Genomic DNA, 19,226 nt, shown 5'->3' on the forward strand with positions numbered 1-19,226 from the left:
GTTTTCAGCTTTTGAGCAGCAAGGTGCCTTCGATCGGCACATAGCGCGTGGCGGCACGAATCAGCGAGTTGGCCGTCAATCCAGGCACCCCATAGGCCACCGCACTGACACCGTGCTTGTGGATGATGCGCTCGAGCAACAGGTCGAAATCGCCATCACCGGAAGCCAGCACCACTTCATCCACCTGCGCAGCGGCGTCCATGATGTCGATGGTGATGCCCACGTCCCAGTCGCCCTTGGCCGAGCCGTCGCTGCGCTGGATATAGGGTTTGAGTTTTACCGTGAAGCCCAGGTTGCGCAGGATCTGCTGGAACTGCTGCTGCTTGCTGTCACCACGATCGATGGCATAGGCATAAGCCTGGACGATCTGCCCCTGCTTGCTGACATCCGCCCACAGGGCGGCGTAGTTGAAGTGGCAACCATAAGCCTGGCGCACGGTGTAGTAGAGATTCTGGACATCGGCGAACACAGCGATTTTTTTCACCGCTAATCCTCATGGCACAGCAGCGTGGGAGCTCGATCGGCACTCAGGGCCGCAAAAGTGGCCCAGTATGCCAGCGCCAGGGATTGTTCCGCGAATTATCGGCCCGGGGCGGGTCTGCGCCCCAGGTCGATGATGGATCAGACGAAGGAATCGTCGTCGGAGAAGAACGAGCTGTCGTCGTTGTCGTAGCCCGCGTCGCTGAAGCCGCCCTGGTCGTTGCCACCCCAGGAGTCGTTGTTGGCATAACGCTGCTCATCGTTGCCCCAGCCGCTGTTGTCGCTGGCCGGTGCCGGCTCTTCCTTGATGACCTCGACGACTTCCTGAGGCTGCTGGTTGCTGTGGAACAGGCTGCTGATACCTTGGGCCAGCATCACGCCGCCGGCGACGCCCGCTGCGGTTTTCAGCGCCCCCCCGAGGAAACTGCTGCCAGCCGCTGGCGCCTGCTGCGGCGCGTAGTTCTGTTGCGGCGCAGCGCCGAACCCCTGCTGGGGGGCACCGAAGTTCTGCTGTGGCGTGCCAAAGCCCGGGCGTGGCGGCTCACGCCAGCCACCACCGGAAGATGGCGCCGAGCTCGGGGCCGGGGCAGGTTGCGCTTCGCGGGAGCCACCGAAGATGCTCGACAAGAACCCGCCACTCGAGGCCGGAGCCGGAGCCGCCTGGGACTTGGCCTGCTGCAAGTCGGCCTGCAGTTGCTGTACCTGCTGGGTCAATTGCTTGTTCTGTTCATCGAGGCTCTTGAGGGCAGCCTCCTGCACCAGGATCGCCTGGGTCATGAAATACCCGGCCGCAGGCTGGCGGGTCAGATGCTCCTTGATCCGCGCCTCGGCCTGGGCATCACGCGGGGCTGAATCCGTTTCGGCTTGCTGCAACCGTGAAAACAGTCCATCGATCAGGGTTTGCTCTTCGTTATTCATGGCGACCTCTTTAGATTGCCGGTAAAAATCCGCTCTACCGCCGGATGAGACGGCGTTACGCACCAGTTATGGGGCTGGCGCGCAGACTTTCAATGGTCTTTACGCAAGGTTTACGTTTGCTCCGCAGGGGGCGTGATCGGTTAAAGTGTCCAACCGCTTCGCCACTGCGACCCCATCGATGAATCCGTTAGATGTCCTGCGTGACTCCCTGTATTTCTTTCGACGCAACCTGGGGCGCATTGCCCAGTTGTGCCTGCCCCTGGTGATATTCGAGGCCTTGTTGCAGCAAGGCGTGGGACAGATCCTGGGCCCGAATGCCTTTCCCGGATACAGCGTGATCGTCGGCCTGCTGGTGTATCCGCTGTACACCGGCGCGCTGATCCTGCTCCTCGATGCCCGTACCCGTGGCGAATCGCCACGTATCCGTGACCTGCTGGCCATGAGCCTGAGCCTGTGGCCACGCTTCGCCCTGCTGACGGCGGTCAGCACCCTGCTGATCCTGCTGGGGCTGTCGCTGTATTTCCTGCCGGGCCTGTGGTTGATGGTGGTCCTGGCCTTCGCCGAGTACCTGCTGGTACTCAAGGGGGCATCGCCGCTGAATGCCATCACCGAGAGCTTTCGCCTGAGCCGCGGGCATTTCCTGCGCATCCTGGTGTGCATCCTGTGCGTGATGACCCCGCTCTGGTTGCTCAAGGGCATGAGCGAGGCCGCCTATCCAGACCCGACGCCGCTGCTATCGCTGACGCTCGACAGCGCCTACAGCTTCCTCCAGCTATTCACCAGCGTGGTGCTGTTTCGCCTGTTCATGCTGATCAGCCAGCAACCGGACAAACACTGAAGCCCCGGCGCGCCGCTCTACCCCTTGGGGGACGGCGGCGCACTCGGTTATGCTCGGACCCCATCCTGCAACGCCATAAGCCGAGCCGATGACCCGTCTATTGCGCATCACCCTGTTGAGCCTGCTGCTGATCAGCCTGGTGCTGGCCAGCCTGATCTACAGCCTGACCTGGCGTCCCGAGGCCAAGGAGACCCTGGCGGTATCCTGCAGCGCCAAGGCTGCGCCCCTGGTACCGGGGCAGGCGCTGAAGGTGATGACCTGGAACCTGCAATACCTGGCGGGCAAGCGCTACGTGTTCTGGAACGACCAGGCCCACGGCGAGGATGAGCGCCCGACCCAGGAAGACATGGCCTTCAGCCTGGATGAAGTCGCCCGGGTCATTCGCGACGAACAACCGGACCTGGTCCTGCTCCAGGAAGTGGACGACAACGCCAAGGCCAGTGCCTACCAGGACCAGCTCAAGCTCCTGCAGGAGCGTCTCGCCGACCTCTATCCCTGCAGCACCCAGGCCTATGACTGGAAGGCCGATTTCGTCCCCTCCCCGCACATCTTCGGCAGCGTCGGCCGAAAGCTGGCAACGCTCAGCCGCTACCAGATCGAACACGCCGAGCGCCTGCAATTGCCGCTACCGGCCAGCAACTTCATCAGCCGCCAGTTCCAACCCAGGGATGCCATGCTGCTGAGCTACCTCCCCCTGAGCGACGGCGGGCAAATGGCCGTGCTCAATACGCACCTGGAGCGTGCCGAACACCCTGGCGACACCCAGCCAAGGCAGGTCGCGGCCATTGCCAAGGTACTGGACAAGCTGGAGGGCCGCGGCACGCCGTGGCTGATCGGTGGCGACTTCAACCTGCTCCCCCTGGGCCAGTACCGGCGCCTGGATGAAAACCAGCGCGCGCCCTACAGCGCCGACAGCCCGCTACACCTGCTGTGGGACAAATACCCGATGATTCCCAGCAATCCCCAGGCCAGTGGCATCGATCGCGCGCACTGGTTGACCCACTACCCCAACGATCCCACTCTCGACGGCCCGGATCGTACCGTCGACTACCTGTTCCACAGCCCGCGCCTGAAACGGGTCGAGTCCCGGGTCCGCCAGGACGACACCCTGCGCATCTCCGACCACCTGCCGGTGCTCGCACGCTTCCTGTTGCCGGCCCAGTAGATGGCCGCTCTGGGGCTTGGCGATGATGGTGAAAGTCAGCGTGTCGCTGTAGATACCGCCCTTGGCGGTCTTGTCGGTGGAGACATCAAAGGTCGTGTCCCTTGGCCGCTTTCCGGTCGATAGTGACAGTTATAGCCCGGGGGCCATTGCCGTTGTCGATATAGGAACAACCGCTCTAGCCATTGCTCAAGGGATCAAGGTCCAGGGCGGCAGAAGCCTGGTTGGCGAAGAAGCAGGCCGACATCGCAACCATTGCCACCAGACACGCGCAACCTGTTCAGGACGGTATCGGTTTTCCCCTTCGCCTCTTCACCGAAAACAAGACGAACCTTAAATAACTCTTCTGGTTTCAGACAAAGCGACACCCGGCATCAGAACAGCTTCACCAACCGCAGATTCAGCCGCCCGCGTTCCTTGAAGCCTTGCTCCACCGCCATGTCGCGACCCAATTGCACTTGGACCTGCACGTCAGGCACCAGAAAGTGAGTCAGGGTCAGGCGTGCATAGGAGGTCCTGAGTTCATCGTCCTGGTCGTCACCGGCCACCGAGCTACGCGCCCCCGTGACATATCCGCCGCCTATGCCCAGGCTGGTGGCCGGTGCCCACTGGTAGCGCAGGAAAGCCTGGTATTCGTAACGGGCCTTCTGCCTCTGCGTCGAGCCGTTCGGACCGAAGTCATCATTGCGGCTGAACCCGCTGACATCGGCCACCGTATCCAGCGACCAGCGTTCATCGAAGTGATGCACGTAGGCGCCTTGCAGCATCAGGCGCCAGCGATTTTCCCCCAGGTTCAGGGCATCGTCCCGGTCGTAGCTCCCGGTGGGCGCCTGGACAAACACCCCCAGGCCCAGCATGTCGCCATGGCGGGTGGGCAGGCGGATCTTGACCACCGACCCCAGGTTCAAGTCCCCCACCCCCGACTCATTCCCCAGTACCCGGGCATCGCCCCCTGTACGCAAGTGGCCGAAAGGCAGGATCGCCTGGGGCTCCCAATAGAGCCCGTCGCTCAACGGCACCGACTGCACCAGGCGCAGCAGGCCCATCTCGGAGCGCAGGCGGAAATCGTCCGAGATCTGGTGGCCGGAACGGTAGAACGACGAGCTCCGGGCATGCTGGTAGTACATCAACAACGCAGTCTTGCCCGCTGGCACCGGCTCGTAGTCGCCCGGTGCGGTTTCCTGGGCACAGACTGTTTCGGCAAAGGCAAACGGCAGGCAGCACAACGCCATCTTGGACTTGTTCATTGGTCGCACCCACCTGAGGTTCAGCCACGTAGCAGGCCTGTCTGGCCATGGCAGTTGATGTACTCGAACCACTGGGCACTGGCAGGAATGATCGCCACCTCGTGGTACAGCCGCAACGCGATCTGGAAATCGAGCGCCTGGGTGTAGCGCATGAAGCGCCCGAAGATGGCGAGGTGGGTCGGATGGGACCTGGCCCAGGTTTCGAGCTGGGCCAGCTCCTCGAAATGCACAAGCCCGAAGCTCTTATCCAGCGGGGTACCGGAGCAGGCATCCAGCACCTGCATCAGACGACAGCTGCGGCAGCCGATGCTACGCCCCTCGTCCCTCAGGAAATCCATCCCGGCACGCAACACCGGCTGGATCTCGCTCACATAGAGCTCCCGCTCCTGCTGCGAGGTGGCCGACCAATCCTGGCCGGAGCGGATCAGGCACAGGTTCTCTCGTCCTGGCACCCGAACCCGAGCGCCGGCCTCGGCCGCTGACGGCACTTCGCCACATTCCCCGAGCAACTTGTCCACCTGGGCCCGAGGCAGCCGATCCCGGGCGCTGCCCCAATAGCCGTGCTCACGGACCACGCCACTCATTCCACTGGCGAGATGGGCAATACCCTCGACGCCATCTGGCGAAGAAAACAGCGTCTCGAACCATTCCTGGCCCGGTGTCACGATCTCGACGAAGCGGCCAATGGCCTCGGTGTCCCGCTCCGGCGCCTGCCACCACTGATCGAATCCGCTGTTGCTCCGCCAACGCTCGAAAGCGGCCACATCGGCCCAATAGGCGATGGCCACCAGGTTATACGCGCCCGTTGCGTCCTGGCATTGCGCCGGGTCCCAGTACAACGGTCCATCCGCCAGGGCGAACCGCTTGGTATACGGTGCCAGGCTCTCCAACCCCAGGACCGTAGGAGCCTGGACGCCAAAACAGGCCATCACCACCTGCTTCACCAGGGGGGTGAAACGAGCGGTCCAGGCCGGAAACGGTGCCTGGTAATCGCGCGGGGTATTGACCGGTTCAAGGCGCGGACACACCAGGTGCTCGGGAATAGCCGATTCGATACTCACAAGACTTCCTCCGCTGCCTGACCCAGAACCTCGCCAAGGGTGCTGCCGTCGCACTCCACCACGGGGGTATAGGCATTGCGGTTGAACAGCAGCCGGGTCACATCGGGCCGCGAATAATGCCCCACCGGATCGGCCGCGAGCTTGGCGCCGACGAGCGCGGCAGGATCCAGCGTCGCATACAAAATGCCTTCTTCATGCTCGCCCAGGGGACTTGCCAGGTCCGCACCGTCGGGGCCGAAGATCCGTGCATGACCACCACCCGCTTCCAGCAGCGCGCGCTGCTCGTCGGTGGCGCAGAGCAGGTCGAGCATGTCCGGGGTCACCACGGCGCAGGACGCCAGCACGAAACACTGGCCTTCGGCGGCGTACAGCCGGGAAGCCGCCAGGTTGACCTCCGGCCCCAGTGCCGCGGTGCCACGCCGATAGAGGCTAAAGCTCGGCCAGGCGGCGACATGAATCTGCTCGTGCTGGGCGTACATCGCATAACGGCTGAGTGGTTGCAGGTGCTCCCAGCAGCACAACGCCCCCAGCTTGCCCAGGTGGCTGTCGAAGGTGGCCAGGGAGGAACCATCGCTTTCCCCGAACAGCACCCGCTCCACATGGGTGGCCTTGAGCTTGCGCCGGATACCGAGAGTGTGTCCCTGATCATCGATCAACCATTGGCCGATGTAGAGCGAGCCGTGATCACGCTCGCTGTAGCCCAGCACCACGTGGATGGCGTGCTGGCGCGCTGCCGCGCTGATCCGTCTGGCCTGCTCGCTGTCCAGTACCAGGGAGTTCTGGTGGTAGCGCTGCACCAGCGGCATGTAGTGGGCCGGCGCCTGCAACCACAGGAACCAGGGATAGCCAGGGATCCAGGTTTCTGGAAAGGCGATGAGCCGAGCACCCTGGCTGGCCGCTTCCTCGATCAGCGCCAGGGTCTTGTCCACCGTACCTTGCAGATCGAGAAAAACCGGGGCCGCCTGGACACAGGCAACCTTGATCTTCGCTTGCATGAGGCTTGACCTCCATTGAGTGATGGCCAGAGGTTAAGCGCCGCCCCAAGTGCAGTATTAGGACCTCAGGGAAGCGATGCTTGACTGCGAGGGAACTGCCATTTTTGGCCTTCGAATTGCATTCCAGCTCCAGCTTCTCCCTTACCGCGTGACATCAAGCCATGCTCACTCGATTCGATACCGGCGATATCAAGCCCCATGAGCGCCAAGCCTTCTGGCAGGAAGTGGTGTGCGCGACCTTCGTGCCGCTGGAGTGCCAGATTGGTGCGGGGGTGGATTTCGATGGGCAGTTGCAAGCCCATGACCTGGATGGACTGACCGTGGTCGATATTCGCGCCAGCAGCCAGCAGGTGCGTCGCAATCAACATTGCATTGCGCGCAGCCCGGATGAATATGTGCTGATCAACCTGGCGCAGGAGGGGTACTCACAGGTTATCCAGGACGGTCGCGAGGCCTTTCTGGAACAAGGGGACTTCGCGATCTACGACACTCGCCAGCCTTATGAGCTGCGTTTCTGCGGGGACTTTCGCCAGACCGTATTGCAAATTCCCTATCAGGTCCTGCGCGAGCGCATCAGTAACATCGAGCAATTGACCGCCCTGTCGCTGTCACGAAAAGACCCAGTGGCCCGATTGGCCTTCGACTACCTGACCGGTTTGGCCGGGATCGATGACAGCATCGACGTCGAAACCAGGCGCCGGTTGACCCATCAGGGCTTGGACCTACTGGCCACGGTCCTGGCCGAACGCGGCAAGGGGATCGTCCAGCCCTCCGCGCGACGTACGTCCCTGCTCTATCGCATCAAGAATCATGTCAGGGCCAACCTCGCGGACAGCGATCTGTCCCTGGCCGGTGTCGCTGGTGCCTTCGGCGTCACGTCGCGCTACATCAACAGCCTGTTCCAGGATGAGCGGACCTCGTTCGGGCGCTTCCTGCTCAGTACCCGCCTGCAAGCCTGTGCCGACCAGCTACGCAGCCACTCTCAGCAAGGCGTCTTGATCAGCACGTTGGCCTATCGCTCGGGTTTCACCGACATGACCTATTTCAGCCGAGTGTTCAAAGCACGCTTCGGTTGCAGCGCCAGGGACTTCCGACATGCCGCCATGCTTGGCATCGACACGCCCCTGGGCTGACTCATGGATAGCAACTGAAAATGGAGCTACCGAAAAAAGGCTATCCAGCCTGCCCCGGAACCGGCAGCGGCGCATCATTGTTCCAGGCCGTCGTCGGCCGGCTGAACAGGTTCTCGGTCTGGAAGTGAGCGATCCGCCAATGCCCCTCCTCCAGGGCGAAGCACACCGTCAACCTGGCTGCATTCAAGTGCGAGGCGCCCTCGGCGAAGGTACTGGCTTGCAACATCATCCAGCTACCACGCCCCTCATCCCCCTCCACCTCAATGACCTCACTGGCCAGGAAATGTGCGTTCAAGGCAAAGTGCGCCGGGGTCCTCATATAGGTGGCGAACATTGCGCGGATTGCCTCGCGACCACGGTAACCACCGAAGCTTGTGGCGTACCGGACACCCTTGCCTTCCCAGACCGCCTCACAGGTGAACAGGCCAGCCAGCTCATCCAGGGGGGTATCGGCATCGAGGCTGTCGCACAACGTCATGTAGCGATTGATGCAGGCCCTGATCGCCTGCTGGTTTTCGAAGAACTGCAGCCGGGCCTGCAACTGGGAAATATCAGGCATGTTGACCTCGTAATCAGTACCAGGAATGCAACGCAGCAGGATCAAAGCCCACTGGCGTCATGGATGCCGAGCAACAGGCGCTGCGCCACCGCTAGCAGCTTGGCGTCCGCGCCCTTGGCCGCCACCAATTGCAAGCCCACCGGCAAGCCTTGCGCGCTGCCCAACGGAATGCTCAGCGCCGGGTGCCCGGACAGGTTGAACGGTCGCACCAGCGAGGTCATGCCCAGCACCGCCCGGGTATCGGCGGCCTCCTCCACGCGCAGGGGAAAGTCGGGCATGGTCGGCAAGGCCAGCACATCGCAACTGGCCAGCACACGGTCGACCTCGGCGCTAAAGCGCCGGCGCACCTCTTCAGCCTCGGCGAGCGCCTGATCGCTGGTCTGGCCGGCGGCCGCCAGTCGGTCGGCAACGTCCGCGCCCACCAGGCCACTGGCCAGCAGGTGGCCGCAGCCTTCGAAGGTCTCGCGATTGATGACCACCAGGCCCGCGTCATAGGCCGCGGCAAAATGCTCGAGCTCGACATCCAGCAAGGTCAGGCCGCTGGCCGCCAGCGTGTGCTGGACGACTTCGAGAATCGCCGGCGCGGCGGGCACCGGCAACACCCCGACCCGGGCCTGGGACGGCACCTGGGCCACGCTGAAGGTCGGGTCGAGCATGCCCATGGCGCGAATCAGCATGGGCAGGCTCGCCGCCAGGGGGCCGACGCAATCCAGGCTGCTGCGCGCTGGTAGCACGCCCCGGCGGCTGATCCGGTCGAAAGTCGGCTTGAGACCGTACACCCCGCAGCAGCAGGCCGGGACCCGGATCGAACCCCCGGTGTCGGTGCCCAGGCTGAAATCCGCCAGGCCGGCGGCCACCGCGGCGGCCGAACCGCTGGAAGAGCCACCGGGGATGCGCCCCGGGAACCGCGGATTGGCCGCCGTGCCCAGGTAACGGTTGATACCGGTGGTGCCGAACGCCAGTTCGTGCAGGCTCACCTTGGCGGTCAGGCGAGCACCGGCGGCCAGCAGGCGCTCGACCACCTCGGCATGCCGCTCGGCCAGCGGCGCCTGCTCCAGGGCCCGGCTGGATGCACGGGTGGCGGTGCCGGCGACATCGATGGTGTCCTTGATCATGACCCGGGGGCCGCTGCCGCCCAGGTCCAGTGACTCAACTATGATGGTCATTTTCACCCCCCTTTTTTCAGGATCGGCCTGCAGCTCCTTAGCCACAGGCTCCCCTGACGACTAGTTGAACAATCAACTGAATATTCCAGTAAAATCGTCGCACTCCCCCAGCCCTATACCAGGCTGTTCGCGCCATATGGCACAGAACCTCGAACTGGCTATGATGGCGCGGCCCTCCACGGACAAGCAGTGAATCGATGAACAACTCGAAGAACCCCGGTCAGCCCCACCACGACCCTGCCAGCAGCGACTTTCGCAAGGAAGACTTCCCGTTCTACTGGCTGGCCCGGACCCACGGCCGCTATACCCAGAACATGGAGCGCCTGCTCAAGAAGGTCGATCTCGACGTGCCACGCTGGCGCGTGTTGTGGATCCTCAAGGAAAACGGCGAATCGAGCATTTCCGAGATTTCCACCCATGCCATCGCCAAGCTGTCGACCATCACCAAGATCGTCTACCGCATGAAGGACGATGGCCTGGTGGACACCGCTCCCAGCCCTGAGGATGGCCGCGTCACCCAGGTACGCATCACCGAGACCGGCCAGCGCGCCGTCGAACGCATGCAGGACATCACCCATGAACTGTTCCAGCGCAGCTTCAAGGGCCTGACCCAGGCCCAGGTGCAGCGGCTGAACCATATGCTGGAAGTGGTGTTCCACAATCTGGAAAGCCTGTAGCTACCATCGGCGCACGACGCTCCCGAGCCTCAACAGGCCTTGGAGGCCTCGCACACCCGGTGGTAGGCCCGGTTGAAGTACACCAGCCCATCATCCCCAGCGCCGTGGCGGATGCCCTGGATCTGGCAGTAGAAGATGCTGTGGGACCCCACCTCGTGCACCTGGGCGATACGGCAATCGAAGTTCACCAGGGCCTCCTGCATTACCGGCGCGCCGCTTTCCAGCACCGTCCAGTCGGTGGCGGCAAAGCGCTCCTCCATGCTCAATGCCTTGTTGGCGAAAGCCCCCGACAACGCCTGGTGGGTACCGGCCAGGACGTTCACGCATAATGCGCCGTTGGCCTTGAACTGGGCGTTGGAATACGAAGAACGGTTCATGCACACCAGCAGGGTGGGCGGCACATCGGTCACGCTGCATACCGCCGAGGCGGTGAAACCGAAGCGGCCGGCAGGACCATCGGTGGTGATCACCGTCACGGCGCCACCGAGCAGGGCCATCGCGTTGCGAAATTGGTTTACGTCTACCATGCTCGTTGCCCTCAGATATCCAGCACCAGTTTTTTCGATCGAGCCCGCGAACAGCACACCAGGATCTGGTCGTTGGCGGCCTTCTCTTCATCGGTCAGGTACACGTCGCGGTGATCGGGCTCGCCTTCGAGCACCTCGCACACGCAGGTTCCGCATACCCCCTGCTCACAGGAAATCTCGATCTTGATCCCCACCTGGGCCAGGGCATCGAGGATGCTCTGGCCGGCGGCCACCCGGACGCTTCTGTTGCTGCGGGCGGCGACCACCTCGAAGTCTTCGCCGCGGGTATCCACCGTCACCTGGAAGTATTCCTTGTGGATATGGTCCTCGGCGTAACCCCGCTCCCGGGCGCCGGCGATCACCCAGTCCATGAAGCCCGCCGGGCCGCAGGTGTACAGGTGGGTGCCGACCGCGCCAGGCCCCAGCACCCGCGCCAGATCCAGGCGCTGCTCCAGGCTCTCGTCATCGAAATGAGTCTGTACGCGATCGGCGAACGGCGCGCTGGCCAGTTCCGCGAGAAAGGCACTGCGGCTGCGCGAGCGAGCGCAATAGTGCAGCTTAAAGTCGGCTCCCCGCAGATGCAGGGTATGGGCCATGGCGATCATCGGCGTGATGCCGATCCCGCCTCCCAGCAGAATGCTGCGCCCGGCCCCCGGCGCCAGAGGGAACAGGTTGCGGGGCATGCTGATCTGCACTTCGCGTCCCTCGAGCAGGCTTTCATGCACGCCTTGCGAACCGCCCCGTGACGCCGGGTCCTTCAGGACCCCAAGGCGATATACCGCGCCATCGGCCGGATCGCCACACAGCGAATATTGGCGCACCAGGCCGGGAGCGATGTGGATATCCACATGGGCCCCCGCCTCGAATGCCGGCAGCGTCGCGCCGTCGACATGCCCCAGGTCGAGGACGACCACATCGTGCCCCTGGAGCTCGCGCTTGCGCACGACGACCTTCAGTAACTGTTCATTCATGACCGCATTCCTCATCACGACAAGGCGAACTGGCGCCCCGGAAAATCAACGCATGAACAGGCCGCCGTTCACGTCCCAGGTGGCGCCAGTGGTGAAGTAGGCCTCGGGCCGCGCCAACTGCGCGATCAGGTCGCCGACGAAGTCCGCATCCCCCAGGCGCTGCACCGGGACACCAGCCAGCAGGCCGGCGATGCGTTCGGCCGGAATCGCCGCGTGCACCGCCGGCGAATCGATGGGCCCTGGGGCAATGGCGTTGACGGTGACCCCACGGGCGGCGAATTCCTTGGCGAAGATCTTGGTCAAGGTAATGATCGCGCCCTTGCTAGCCGCGTAATGCGCGCCCGTGGCGGTACCGCCGTTCTGCCCGGCCAGGGAAGCCATGTTGATGATCCGGCCGTAGCCGGCCTCGGCCAGGTACGCACCGAACACCTGGCAACCGAGGAACACGCTGCGCAGGTTGAGCCCAACCACGGCATCGAACTCCTCGGGGCTGATCTGCATCAGTGGTGTGGTCCTGGTCACGGCGGCGTTGTTGACCACCACCTGCAAGGCGCCAAAATGCTCCAGCACCCGGGCCAGGCCCCGCTGGAAGTCGGCCTTGCTGCCGACATCCAGCTCAAGTGCCAGCAGCCGTCCGCCCGCCCCTTGCAACTGTGCGACGCTAGCCTTGGCGAGCTCCAGGTCACGGTCGCTGACCACCACATCGAAGCCCGCCGCCAACAGGCGCGCGCAGGTACGCTGGCCCAGCCCCTGGCCTGCACCGGTTACCAATGCGACTTGGTTCATGGCCGCCCCCTCAAAGGATGTAGCCGATACCGGCGAGGGTATCGTCGCTGTTGATCAGGCTGATCACCTTGCGCTGGATGCGCCATCCGCCCTCGGCCCTGACCAGGGTGTAGGTCAGGTCGGCGCTGTAGTGCTTGAGCGTGTCCTTGCGGAACTCCCGCAGGTTCTGCGCACAGCGCACCGTGACCTGGTCGCCGTCATCGTCAAGCACCCGAAAGCGCGAAAGCGTGCGCACCGTGCGTGGCCGCGGGCTGGTGGAGATCGACTCGCCGCCGACCAGGCGCTGCACCCGCAGGCCGCGCATGTGGTGGTCGTCATAGGCATAGTTGAGGCTGTTCTCGTAGTCGCCTTCCCCGGGCCTGATCGGAATGATGTAGGTGCCTTTTTCCGTCCATTGCGCCAGCCAGGCTTCGTATTCGCCATGGTCGAGCATGTCGCCTTCCTGCCAGATGAAAGCGCTCACTTCTTGCAGCAGTTGCAGATTCATGGGGTTCTCCAGGTTCAGGCCGACATCAGTTTTTTCCATTGCCGGTAGGCAGCGCGCATACCGGTCTCGGCGCTCACGTCCGAAACCAGGCCATCGGCGCTGGGTCTCTCGCCCGGCAGGCCACGGTTGAGCATGATCCACAGGTCTTCGCCGGCGCTGGCGCCCTTCTGCACACGCTCCCAGGCTTCGGAGTCGTCCGGAGTGCCGAAGCCCAGCGGCCCCTGGAAGTGCTCATGCAGGCGCAGGCGATAACGGTTGGCCGAGGCCGGTCCACCGTCCATGGTGATCACGGCATGGTGGATCTCGGTCTCGGTCACCGAGATCGGCTGCAGCACCCGGAAAAAAGCCATCGAGCAGGCGATGTTGGGAAACAGGTTGAGGTTGAAACCCGAGCCGCCCACGGCTCGAACGATGCGGCGCACCTGGGGTTCGTCGATGCCCTCGTCACGCAGCTCGGCGGCCAGGCCCGCGAAGCGCTCGGGGATGGGTTTGTCGAGGTCGGCCTCCAGGTCCACCAAATCGGGAATCATCACCATCACGCTGTGCCCGTTGCCCAGGTCCTCGACGTAGCCCGGACCTTCGGCGAAGTCGAACAGTTTCAGGGTCTGCTCGTCGACCGAGGACAAAAAACTCTTGTGCACCAGGGGGAAGTGATAGGCGTCGGTAGTGTTTTCCAGCTGGATTTTCCAGTTGCCGGGAAAACGGAAACGATGCTCACCGGGTACCTTGATGCCATAGCCGGCACCTTGCTTCATGAACAGGTCCATCCATTTCTTCGCCGCACCGAGGAAGTCCTCCAGCGGCTCAATGCCATCCTTGAAAGTGGCGAAGACCATGCCGGCATAACTCTCCACCCGTAGGCTGACCAGCGGTAGTTCGGACTTGTCCAGGCATTCGCCATAGCTCTCTGGCTGAGGAATGCCCCGCAGCGAGCCATCAAGGGCATAACCCCAGCCGTGATAGGGGCAGACGAAGCTGTTGGTCTTGCCCTTCTTGTGTTCACAGACCGTGGCCCCGCGATGCCGGCAGCGATTGAGCAGGACGTGAATGGCCTGCTTGCGATCCCGCACCACGATCACTGGCTGCTTGCCGATGTAGGTGCTCTTGTAGCTGCCGGCGTCCGGAATTTCACTTTCATGGGCGACCCAGACCCAGGTGCTGTAGAAGATCTTTTCCAGTTCGGCATCGAACAACGCCGGATCGGTGTACATGGAGGTATGGACGCGGTCGTCCTGCACCAACCCGGCAGGATCGAGCGCCAGGTTGACGGCTGGAATCAGGTTGTTCACGGCGTACTCCTTGCCAGCGTCGAAGGCTGGGCATTCTCGTTGTAGAGGGGCTCGGGGGACTTCAGGCACGCTGGATCACCAACTCGCGACCGATTCGCGCCTCGACTTTGGCGTAGCGCCACAGCTTGTAGGGTCCCTGGCCCACTGAGGTGGTGCGAAACAGGTTGCAGGCGTCGTGCACGGTCTCGATATCCGGGACATCGGCCAACAGGTAGGTGGTCCAGGGATAACCGTCGGACGGCCCGACCATGCCCTGGTCGTCATCCATGTTGCCCAGTACCTTCACTCCAGGCAGATCGTGGATACCGTTCCACATCGCGCTGAAGGCCGCCCATACCTGGAGCTGCTCTTCGCGCGGCGCATCGAAGAAGCTCTGGTTGATGCCCATGCAGAACAGCACGCGCAAGGTCTTCCGGTTGCTCATGGGATTTCTCCTCGAGGGTTACAGGTAGCCCGGCAGGGGCTGCTTGCCGAAGAACATCGCTCCGGCGTTCTGATAGGTGACATCGCCCATGAAGGCGTGCTGGGTGACCACCTGGGCGTCGTTGACGCAGCGAGCCAGGGGGCTGTCGTGGTAGATGCCGGTCATACCGGAGAGCATCTGTGCGTTGCGCGCCACCTCAGCGGCGATGCGCGTGGCATGGGTAGAAGACAGGCGCAGCAGGTTGGTGGCCTCCTGCGGCACAGGATCACCAGCCAGCACATGGTCCCAGGCGCGCTCGATGGATTCGTAGAAGAAGGCCCGGGCCGAACGCAGCGCCGCCTCGGCCTTGGCCACGTCTACCTGGGCCAGCGGACGGTCGGCGAGCGCAGGGGCCCCAGTCACCGATATTCGCCCGCTGGCCATGGCCGACAACTCGTCCAGGGCGGCACGGGCGACTCCCAGGCCGACCACCGACAGTACCTGTGTGGCGAAGGCCAGCGATGGATAACGAAAAAATGCCTCGTCCAGGTTGGGCAGGCCGCCACGGACGAATGTCCAGTCCTCGTCCACCCGCACGTCCTCCACCACCAGGTCATGACTGCCCGTGCCCAGCAAGCCCACGGTGTCCCAGGTTTCCTCGATACGTGCCTGAGCTTTGGGCAGCACGGCCAGGCGCGGCAGGTCGAGCTTGTCGCCGTGGCACGGAGCGATACCGACACCGACGATATCGGCGCCCAGCGAACCGCTGGAATACTTCCAGCGCCCGTTAACCCTGAAGCCGCCCGCCACCACTTCAGCCGGTTGCGGTGGAAAGATACCTCCGGCAAATACCGTATCGGGGTTGTCGCCATAGATTCGGGCGATGGTCGCCAGGGGCAGCGCCGCCAGGTACACCGGGCTCATGCCGAAGCTGGCCACCCAGCCCGCCGAACCATCGGCGTGGGAGATACGCTCGATCATCTGGCAGAACTCCCCGGGCGAGCATTCCAACCCGCCGAATCGACGGGGCACTAGGGCACGGTAGACACCGTGGGCCTTGAAGCCGTCGATCACGTCTCGGGAGATATGGCGCTGACGATCGAACTCTCCCAGGCGGGCACGATCACGAATAGTCTCAAGCAAGGCCTCGAAGGCCGGTCCGGAGGCCAGCGCCGAAGCAGGCGCCGAATGCAGGCAAAGCGAATCCATGGACTTTCTCCGTCTCAGGTGCGGTTGAGTACTAGATGGCAGGAGGGAAAACGCCGCTTGCGCAGCAAGGATGGGCACCAGCGAAAACCGCTGGAGAGATGTCAGGGCTGGCCGAAGGCAAGCGCCAGGCGTGCGCAGGGGCATGGATCGAGCAAGGCGGCATGGGCTGTCTCTCTTGTTATGGGTGCCGATGGCCAAGAATCGTGATTTTTTACATGAAATGTCAATTGAATATTCACGGTAAAAGTACCGAAAAATATTTTCAAGATAACCACCAGGATCACGGCAAATACTTATCCAATTGATTTAAATCAAATTAATTGACCCTTCCACGTTCAAAAATCGCATAAAAAGCTTAAAACAAATTCCTAAATGTTATTTATTCACAAGCAAATAAACATGAAATATCCATTAAATTCCAAGCAAAATCCTCCTTGTCGATAGCCGTGAGCCGCGGACAATCAGGATGTTTTCCAGGTGACCCAGCGGATATCGAGGCGAAACACCGCCGCAGGTAATCGTGCGCAACGATCACCTTTAAAGGCATTGGTAAAAAACAGGCAGCACGAACCGCTCCCGCTGTCGACGGGAGGAGGCCAGGCAGTGACGAAAAATGGCTGGGCAGGACGGCTTGCGATGCCCCCGCTGTTCGGCGGAGGCTTCGGGGCGGCCTGTCAGGTCCCCCTGGGCTTGGCCCGGGCGGTGGCTTCGGCGATCAGCGGATCATCCGGCCAGTAGTGCTTGGGGTAGCGCCCCTTGAGGTCCTTCTTGACCTCGGCGTAGGTGCTGCGCCAGAAGTTCGCCAGGTCCTGGGTCACCTGCACCGGGCGGCGGGCGGGGGACAGCAAGTGCAACTTGACCGCCTGGCGGCCGTCGGCGATGCGTGGGGTTTCGGCCAGGCCGAACAACTCTTGCAGGCGCACCGCGAGAATCGGCGGCTGCTCGCTGTAGTCCAGGCGGATCGAAGAGCCGGATGGCACCTTCAGGTGCTGCGGGGCCAGCTCGTCCAGGCGCTGGGGCAAGGGCCAGGGCAGCAAGCCGAGCAGGATGCCGGCCAGGTCCAGGTTGGCGAAGTGGGCCAGGCGCGAGACCTTGCCCAGGTACGGTGCCAACCAGTGTTCCAGCCCCTCAAGCAAGGCCGCATCGCTGACATCCGGCCACTGGCTTTCAGCCTTGGCGGCCAGTTCCAGCTGGCGCAACAGGGCCACCCGGGCCTGCCACTGGCGCAGCTCGGCGGTCCAGGGCAACAGCTCCAGGCCCTTGCGCCGCACCAGCTGGACCAGGGCCAGGCAGCGGGCGCTTTCATCCAGGCCCGGCAGCGGCTCGCGGCTGAGCACCAGTTCGCCCACCTTGCGTTGCCTTTCTGCCCGCAACAGGCCTTCACGCTCGTCCCAGTCCAACTGGTCGACGTTACGCACCTGCTCGGCCAGCACCGTTTCGAACAGCGCTGGATCGAAATCCGCAGCCAGGTAGATCCGCTCCTCACGCTGGCCCTGGCGGCTGCCCAGGTCGGCGATCACCAGCCAGGGTTGTTTCATCAGGTTGTCGGGCTCGCTGAACAGGGCCGCACGGCCATTGGCCAGGCGGTACTCGGCGCCACCCGGGCGCCGTTGCTGGGCCACCCGGTCGGGATAGGCCAGGGCCAGCAAGGCACCGAGCCAGCGTGGATGCTCGGGATCGGCTACCGCCGCATCGGCTTGGCCGCGCAGGTAGCCGCGGTATTGGCGCGCCAGTTGCCGGGCCCGCTGCACGCCACCCTGGGCGCCACGGGCAGCCCGCGCCTCACCCGAGAGCAGCACCAGGCGGCTGTGCAGGTCGGCGTCGGCGCCCCGCAGGATGTCCCGCTCGCCAAGCAAGGCCGCGACATCGCAAGCCATCGGCGCCAGCCCCAAGGACTGGCCACGCAGCAACAGATGGGCGATCCGCGGGTGGGCCGGCAACTCGGCCATGGCCTGGCCGTGACGGGTCAGGTTGCCTTCCCCGTCGAGCGCGCCCAGGCGCATCAACAGGTCCTGGGCCTGGGCGTAGGCTGCGCTGGGCGGCGCATCCAGCCAGGCCAGCTGGTCTGGCGCCACGCCCCAGCGCGCCAGTTGCAACGCCAGGCCAGCCAGATCGGCCTGGAGTATCTCCGGGCTGGCGTGGGCGGCCAGTTGTTCTTGCTGGTCCGCCGACCACAGCCGGTAGCACACCCCTGGCTCCAGCCGCCCGGCGCGACCGGCACGCTGGGTGGCGCTGGCCCGGGAGATGCGTTGGGTATCGAGGCGGGTCATGCCGCTGCCGGGATCGAAGCGCGGCACCCGCGCCAGCCCGGCATCCACCACCACCCGCACCCCGTCAATGGTCAGGCTGGTCTCGGCGATGTTGGTGGCCAGCACCACCTTGCGCTTGCCCGGTGGCGCCGGATCGATGGCGGCGCGCTGGGCGGCAAGCTCCAGCTCGCCATGCAGCGGGCACAGCAGGATCTCGTCCCGCTCGCCCAAGGCCTCGCTCAATTGCTGGTGCACCCGGCGAATCTCCGCCTGGCCCGGGAGGAACACCAGCAAGCTGCCGCTCTCATCATGGATCGCCTCCAGGACCGCCTGCACCACCCGCGGCTCGATGAACTCCCCGGGCTGGAACGGCCGGCCCCAGCGCTGGGCCACCGGGAACATGCGCCCCTCGCTGCGCAGGATCGGCGCAGCGTCCAGCAACGCCGACAAGCGCTCGCCCTCCAGGGTCGCCGACATCAGCAGGATCTTCAGCGGTTGCTCGTCACGGAACAGTTCGCGGCCATTGAGGCTCAGGGCCAGGGCCAGGTCGGCATCCAGGCTGCGCTCGTGGAACTCATCGAAGATCAGCAGGCCGACACCCTCCAGGGCCGGATCGTCCTGCAGGCGCCGGGTGAGAATGCCTTCGGTGACCACTTCGATACGGGTACGCGGACCGACCTTGCTGTCCAGGCGGATGCGATAGCCCACGGTTTCCCCGACCTTTTCCCCCAGTTCGCTGGCCAGGCGCTCGGCGGCGGCACGGGCGGCCAGGCGCCGGGGTTCGAGCATGAGGATGGTTTGCCCGGCCAGCCAATCCTGGTCCAGCAACGCCAGGGGCACGCGGGTGGTCTTGCCGGCGCCGGGCGGGGCTTCGAGCACCGCTTCGTGGCGTGTCGCCAAGGCGTCACGCAGTGCAGGCAAAACTTCATCGATCGGCAAGGATTTCATGCTGGCTCCAAAACAGAGGCGCGAGTATAACGGCGAACTGCCCGGGGCTGATCATGGTCTGAGTGCTGATCGACAAGACTCGCCCCACCGCACCATTTGTCCGGGCCTTCATGCCTGTTAG

At 63.7% G+C, this 19,226-nt stretch carries 20 protein-coding genes; 5 read left to right on the forward strand and 15 right to left on the reverse strand.

Translation table 11 applies throughout. The features are described from left to right. Positions 1–4: 4 nt before the first annotated feature. A complete protein-coding gene (locus I9018_RS28275) occupies positions 5–484 on the reverse strand; it encodes an NYN domain-containing protein (RefSeq protein WP_068576326.1) in 480 nt (159 codons plus the stop codon). A gap of 137 nt (positions 485–621) precedes the next feature. Further along, complete coding sequence (locus tag I9018_RS28280) at positions 622–1,398, reverse strand: DUF2076 domain-containing protein (RefSeq protein WP_241108079.1); 777 nt, start codon at positions 1,396–1,398, stop codon at positions 622–624. Between the two features lie 178 nt (positions 1,399–1,576). Between I9018_RS28280 and I9018_RS28285 the strand changes: the two genes are divergently transcribed. Next, positions 1,577–2,236, forward strand: coding sequence for a YciC family protein (locus I9018_RS28285; protein ID WP_241108080.1), 660 nt, complete (start codon positions 1,577–1,579; stop codon positions 2,234–2,236). Between the two features lie 88 nt (positions 2,237–2,324). Further along, the gene (locus I9018_RS28290; protein WP_068576320.1) at positions 2,325–3,401 is read left to right on the forward strand and encodes an endonuclease/exonuclease/phosphatase family protein; all 1,077 of its coding nucleotides are present in this window, start codon (positions 2,325–2,327) and stop codon (positions 3,399–3,401) included. A 371-nt stretch (positions 3,402–3,772) separates the two neighbouring features. Here I9018_RS28290 and I9018_RS28295 read toward each other — a convergent pair whose 3' ends face one another. From I9018_RS28295 to I9018_RS28305, 3 genes are read right to left on the reverse strand one after another with little or no spacing between them, the layout of a single operon-like run. Next, positions 3,773–4,645 carry a transporter gene (locus I9018_RS28295; protein ID WP_241108081.1) on the reverse strand — a complete coding sequence of 291 codons (873 nt, stop codon included), beginning with the start codon at positions 4,643–4,645 and terminating at the stop codon, positions 3,773–3,775. Between the two features lie 20 nt (positions 4,646–4,665). After that, a complete protein-coding gene (locus tag I9018_RS28300) occupies positions 4,666–5,706 on the reverse strand; it encodes a phenylacetaldoxime dehydratase family protein (protein ID WP_241108082.1) in 1,041 nt (346 codons plus the stop codon). Then, a complete protein-coding gene (locus tag I9018_RS28305; protein WP_241108083.1) occupies positions 5,703–6,701 on the reverse strand; it encodes a nitrilase in 999 nt (332 codons plus the stop codon). Before I9018_RS28305 ends, I9018_RS28300 begins: the two co-directional genes overlap by 4 nt. Positions 6,702–6,862: 161 nt before the next feature. Between I9018_RS28305 and I9018_RS28310 the strand changes: the two genes are divergently transcribed. After that, positions 6,863–7,834, forward strand: a complete 972-nt coding sequence (locus I9018_RS28310) for a helix-turn-helix domain-containing protein (RefSeq protein ID WP_241108084.1) — start codon at positions 6,863–6,865, stop codon at positions 7,832–7,834. A 40-nt stretch (positions 7,835–7,874) separates the two neighbouring features. Here I9018_RS28310 and I9018_RS28315 read toward each other — a convergent pair whose 3' ends face one another. Together I9018_RS28315 and I9018_RS28320 are read right to left on the reverse strand one after the other, a co-directional pair. Then, complete coding sequence (locus I9018_RS28315; RefSeq protein WP_241108085.1) at positions 7,875–8,393, reverse strand: nuclear transport factor 2 family protein; 519 nt, start codon at positions 8,391–8,393, stop codon at positions 7,875–7,877. 41 nt (positions 8,394–8,434) lie between these two features. Further along, a complete protein-coding gene (locus tag I9018_RS28320) occupies positions 8,435–9,559 on the reverse strand; it encodes an amidase (RefSeq protein WP_241108086.1) in 1,125 nt (374 codons plus the stop codon). Positions 9,560–9,756: 197 nt separating this feature from the next. Here I9018_RS28320 and I9018_RS28325 point away from each other — a divergent pair, with 197 nt between their 5' ends. After that, positions 9,757–10,236, forward strand: coding sequence for a MarR family transcriptional regulator (locus I9018_RS28325; protein ID WP_241108087.1), 480 nt, complete (start codon positions 9,757–9,759; stop codon positions 10,234–10,236). Between the two features lie 29 nt (positions 10,237–10,265). Here the strand turns inward: I9018_RS28325 and I9018_RS28330 are convergent, their stop codons facing one another. The 7 genes from I9018_RS28330 to iacA all read right to left on the reverse strand — a co-directional run bounded on the left by I9018_RS28330 (position 10,266) and on the right by iacA (position 15,908). Further along, positions 10,266–10,763: a flavin reductase gene (locus I9018_RS28330; protein WP_185698285.1), complete on the reverse strand. Its 498-nt coding sequence runs from the start codon at positions 10,761–10,763 to the stop codon at positions 10,266–10,268. A gap of 11 nt (positions 10,764–10,774) precedes the next feature. Then, positions 10,775–11,734: a PDR/VanB family oxidoreductase gene (locus I9018_RS28335; RefSeq protein WP_241108088.1), complete on the reverse strand. Its 960-nt coding sequence runs from the start codon at positions 11,732–11,734 to the stop codon at positions 10,775–10,777. A gap of 45 nt (positions 11,735–11,779) precedes the next feature. Then, on the reverse strand, positions 11,780–12,520 hold the full coding sequence (locus tag I9018_RS28340) for an SDR family NAD(P)-dependent oxidoreductase (RefSeq protein ID WP_241108089.1): 741 nt from the start codon (positions 12,518–12,520) through the stop codon (positions 11,780–11,782). Between the two features lie 10 nt (positions 12,521–12,530). Beyond that, positions 12,531–13,007, reverse strand: a complete 477-nt coding sequence (locus I9018_RS28345) for an aromatic-ring-hydroxylating dioxygenase subunit beta (protein WP_124347307.1) — start codon at positions 13,005–13,007, stop codon at positions 12,531–12,533. 14 nt (positions 13,008–13,021) lie between these two features. Continuing rightward, positions 13,022–14,296: an aromatic ring-hydroxylating dioxygenase subunit alpha gene (locus I9018_RS28350; RefSeq protein ID WP_124347306.1), complete on the reverse strand. Its 1,275-nt coding sequence runs from the start codon at positions 14,294–14,296 to the stop codon at positions 13,022–13,024. A gap of 61 nt (positions 14,297–14,357) precedes the next feature. Continuing rightward, on the reverse strand, positions 14,358–14,720 hold the full coding sequence (locus tag I9018_RS28355) for an IacB protein (protein WP_241108090.1): 363 nt from the start codon (positions 14,718–14,720) through the stop codon (positions 14,358–14,360). Between the two features lie 18 nt (positions 14,721–14,738). Then, entirely contained in the window at positions 14,739–15,908 is a 1,170-nt protein-coding gene (gene iacA / locus I9018_RS28360; RefSeq protein WP_124347304.1) for an indole-3-acetate monooxygenase, read from the reverse strand. 35 nt (positions 15,909–15,943) lie between these two features. Between iacA and I9018_RS28365 the strand changes: the two genes are divergently transcribed. Further along, the gene (locus I9018_RS28365; protein ID WP_124347303.1) at positions 15,944–16,213 is read left to right on the forward strand and encodes a hypothetical protein; all 270 of its coding nucleotides are present in this window, start codon (positions 15,944–15,946) and stop codon (positions 16,211–16,213) included. 369 nt (positions 16,214–16,582) lie between these two features. Here I9018_RS28365 and hrpB read toward each other — a convergent pair whose 3' ends face one another. Further along, positions 16,583–19,105 (reverse strand): ATP-dependent helicase HrpB, encoded by a 2,523-nt coding sequence (hrpB, locus tag I9018_RS28370; protein ID WP_124347302.1) that lies wholly within the window; start codon positions 19,103–19,105, stop codon positions 16,583–16,585. Positions 19,106–19,226: the final 121 nt, after the last annotated feature.

The sequence above is a fragment of the Pseudomonas sp. MPFS genome (assembly GCF_022537035.1).
Classification (GTDB): domain Bacteria; phylum Pseudomonadota; class Gammaproteobacteria; order Pseudomonadales; family Pseudomonadaceae; genus Aquipseudomonas; species Aquipseudomonas sessilinigenes.

Bases quoted from the DNA above. Each gene is read 5' to 3' on its own strand.
- I9018_RS28335 (WP_241108088.1), bottom strand. From the start codon at position 11,734: ATGAATGAACAGTTACTGAAGGTCGTCGTGCGCAAGCGCGAGCTCCAG.
- I9018_RS28320 (WP_241108086.1), bottom strand. From the start codon at position 9,559: ATGACCATCATAGTTGAGTCACTGGACCTGGGCGGCAGCGGCCCCCGG.
- I9018_RS28290 (WP_068576320.1), top strand. From the start codon at position 2,325: ATGACCCGTCTATTGCGCATCACCCTGTTGAGCCTGCTGCTGATCAGC.
- I9018_RS28345 (WP_124347307.1), bottom strand. From the start codon at position 13,007: ATGAATCTGCAACTGCTGCAAGAAGTGAGCGCTTTCATCTGGCAGGAA.
- I9018_RS28365 (WP_124347303.1), top strand. From the start codon at position 15,944: ATGGCAGGAGGGAAAACGCCGCTTGCGCAGCAAGGATGGGCACCAGCG.
- I9018_RS28330 (WP_185698285.1), bottom strand. From the start codon at position 10,763: ATGGTAGACGTAAACCAATTTCGCAACGCGATGGCCCTGCTCGGTGGC.
- iacA (WP_124347304.1), bottom strand. From the start codon at position 15,908: ATGGATTCGCTTTGCCTGCATTCGGCGCCTGCTTCGGCGCTGGCCTCC.
- I9018_RS28315 (WP_241108085.1), bottom strand. From the start codon at position 8,393: ATGCCTGATATTTCCCAGTTGCAGGCCCGGCTGCAGTTCTTCGAAAAC.
- I9018_RS28310 (WP_241108084.1), top strand. From the start codon at position 6,863: ATGCTCACTCGATTCGATACCGGCGATATCAAGCCCCATGAGCGCCAA.
- I9018_RS28325 (WP_241108087.1), top strand. From the start codon at position 9,757: ATGAACAACTCGAAGAACCCCGGTCAGCCCCACCACGACCCTGCCAGC.
- I9018_RS28355 (WP_241108090.1), bottom strand. From the start codon at position 14,720: ATGAGCAACCGGAAGACCTTGCGCGTGCTGTTCTGCATGGGCATCAAC.
- I9018_RS28295 (WP_241108081.1), bottom strand. From the start codon at position 4,645: ATGAACAAGTCCAAGATGGCGTTGTGCTGCCTGCCGTTTGCCTTTGCC.
- I9018_RS28285 (WP_241108080.1), top strand. From the start codon at position 1,577: ATGAATCCGTTAGATGTCCTGCGTGACTCCCTGTATTTCTTTCGACGC.
- I9018_RS28305 (WP_241108083.1), bottom strand. From the start codon at position 6,701: ATGCAAGCGAAGATCAAGGTTGCCTGTGTCCAGGCGGCCCCGGTTTTT.
- I9018_RS28340 (WP_241108089.1), bottom strand. From the start codon at position 12,520: ATGAACCAAGTCGCATTGGTAACCGGTGCAGGCCAGGGGCTGGGCCAG.
- I9018_RS28280 (WP_241108079.1), bottom strand. From the start codon at position 1,398: ATGAATAACGAAGAGCAAACCCTGATCGATGGACTGTTTTCACGGTTG.
- hrpB (WP_124347302.1), bottom strand. From the start codon at position 19,105: ATGAAATCCTTGCCGATCGATGAAGTTTTGCCTGCACTGCGTGACGCC.